The sequence below is a fragment of the uncultured Bradyrhizobium sp. genome, assembly GCF_936928535.1.
Lineage (GTDB): Bacteria > Pseudomonadota > Alphaproteobacteria > Rhizobiales > Xanthobacteraceae > Bradyrhizobium.
The window spans coordinates 1-2565 of the sequence record NZ_CAKZHY010000150.1 but is presented as its reverse complement, the minus strand read 5'-3'; the positions used below and the strand labels follow the sequence as shown (position 1 = coordinate 2565).

Here is a 2565-nt window from a genome sequence, read left to right as displayed (position 1 = left end):
ACTGCCTCGCCATCCTGATTGCCGCGCACTTCCTACCCAGATTGCCGCGCTACAGGCCCCAGGCGATGCGTCGCTTTGGTTGCACATGGGCAACCTGTTAATTGAAGCCACCAGATCCTCCGATGCGCTGCTTTGCTTCAAGCACGCAGCTGAACTTGATGGACATCTGTGGGAGGCGGCTTACGCGGCCGGCCACCTGCTGCATGGGCTGGAGCAATTCGAGGACGCTCTGGCTTATCTTGATCGCAGCATTCAAGCGAAACCCGATCACGCTCCGTCGCTCCACATGCGGGCGCTTGTCCTCGACTCTCTCAAACGAGACGACGAAGCCATTGAGGACTGTCGGCGAGCAATTGAGCTCGATCCGCAAAATGCCGACACTCTGAGCAACCTGGGAACGCTCCTTCGCAGGCAGAACAGGTTGGAGGAGGCTCTGTCATTCTACGATCGATCGTTGAAGACCAACCCGACTGCCGGCAGGACCCTCTTCGATCGGGCCAATGTTCTTGCAGACCTCGGACGCCTGGACGAAGCAATGTCCGCTTATCAGCGGTCGGCGACACTCGGCCCAGAGCACGCGCGATCAGCATGGAACCTTAGCTTGCTTCAGATGCTGACTGGCGATTTCGAGCGCGGCTGGAAAGGCAGAGAAGCACGCTGGGATGTTCCCTCTCTCATGAAAGGATACCCGCCGTTCGTCGGCCCCAGGCTGCCCGGGATCGAAAGCGTAGCTGGCAAAACGGTCCTGGTTTGCGCCGACGAAGGCTTGGGCGATGCCATACAATTCGTGCGATACGTCCCGATGCTGGCCGCTCGGGGCGCGAACGTCGTTCTGATCGTCCAGGACACATTGTGTCCTCTGCTTTCGGGGCTGGAAGGTGTTTCGCAGTGTCTGCCCGGATCATCGGGGGCGCGGATACCGCCTTTCGACTTCCATTGCCCTCTGGCGAGTTTGCCGTTGCTCTTCGAGACCCGACTAGAGACCATTCCTTCGGCGGCACGCTATTTGCCTCGTGTGCCTTTGGAACGCATGCAAGTCTGGGAGGATCGACTTGGCCATGGCCAATTGCGGGTTGGGCTTACTTGGTCGGGGAACCCCGAACATTCGAACGATCACAATCGAACAATGCCGTTTCGAATGTTCACCAAGCTTCTCGACGCAAATGCGACCTTCGTCAGCCTGCAAAAGGAGATCAGGTCGACCGATGCGTCGGCATTCTGCGAAAGAACCGATATTTTCGACGCGGCACCTCACTTGACTGATTTCAGCGAGACCGCCGCCCTTGTGTCGTGCCTCGACTTGATCATCAGCGTGGATACCAGCGTGGTCCATCTGGCGGGAGCGCTAGGGAAGCCGACGTGGGTTCTGCTTCCTCGCGCCCCCGACTACCGATGGCTGCTCGATCGGGACGACAGTCCCTGGTACCCAACGGTTCGTCTCTTCAGGCAAAACGACAGCCGCAACTACGAAGGCGTGATCGACCGGGTGCGCGAGGCGCTGACGCCATGGCTTGAACGGCCCTCCTAGCAGTTCACGAATATCAGAGTAGCAGAGAGTCGGCTCATGGCAGCACACCAGATAGAATTCACTCAGGCCGAGCTATTCTCAGTTTGACCCTAAGCGGTCATTCAGCGGCCCAGCACGCAATATCAATGCTCACCGACCGTTCTTCTTCATGCAAACCGGCTCACTATTCGGAATGCTCTTGCAATCCCAATCCTGGCCGAAACCCGTTGCCTGATGAATGGACGGAAACCGCACGAGAACGATAGCAGAAATGCACAGCAGAACTAGGGCGACTAAGATACCCAACATATCAGCGCGCGTTAGATGCCAGTGAGGCCATCTCATCATACGATCCAGCGGCGGAGCTTCACACTTTCCTGCATTTTGATTTCACAACTAGTCTCGATCCATTAAAGATCATATGACCATGTTCATAAAGATCGAGCAATTGGCGAGATGTCCGAGTTTGGGCCGCAACGAACACGTGGGCCAACGCCTCCGCCAGCAGAAAGATGACCAATGGCCGAGTTTGATGAAACACCGCCATTAGTACCCGACCGAGAAACCGTGGTCACCGATAAACCATCGTTTGTCGAAGCCTGCAAAGCGGCATTTTCAGCCGAGGCGCTACAACTCCAATGGGTGTTTGAAAAATCGCTCCTTACGCGGAGCCAAAGATGGGGGCTCGTCTGGCGCGCCGATTTTATCGTCGCCGGACGACCAAGGAGTTCGCACTTAATCAACAGAGCAATGTGCTGGGGCGGTGCGGATGGCGTTGAAGGTACTGCAGTTAGTTTCGGCCAAAGAATCGCCCCGCTTGAGTGACCCCAAGCGTGAAGACATGCGCAACCTACAGCGTCACCACCTTATCAAGCCGCCGTCGCACTCTGTCGCTACGTCGGCTCTTGGCCCATCTGCGAAGTTGCGCCTCGCTTGTCGCAGGGCTGCTCATCGAGCAGAGCGGACCAAATTTGCTCAACCTGAGTTGTTCGCATTTGACCCTGATGTATGGTCCGGCCGCGCGTCGCAAGAAGATTTCGTCGAATTGGCGGTGAGCG

At 57.0% G+C, this 2565-nt stretch carries 2 protein-coding genes; both read left to right on the top strand.

Going from position 1 to position 2565, the window contains the following annotated elements; all coding sequences use genetic code 11:
• On the top strand, positions 1-1528 hold a 1528-nt coding region (locus Q0687_RS28815), incomplete at its 5' end, for a tetratricopeptide repeat-containing glycosyltransferase family protein (protein ID WP_298884759.1).
• A 748-nt stretch (positions 1529-2276) separates the two neighbouring features.
• A partial coding sequence (locus Q0687_RS28810) for a hypothetical protein (RefSeq protein ID WP_298884756.1) occupies positions 2277-2565 on the top strand: 289 nt, incomplete at its 3' end.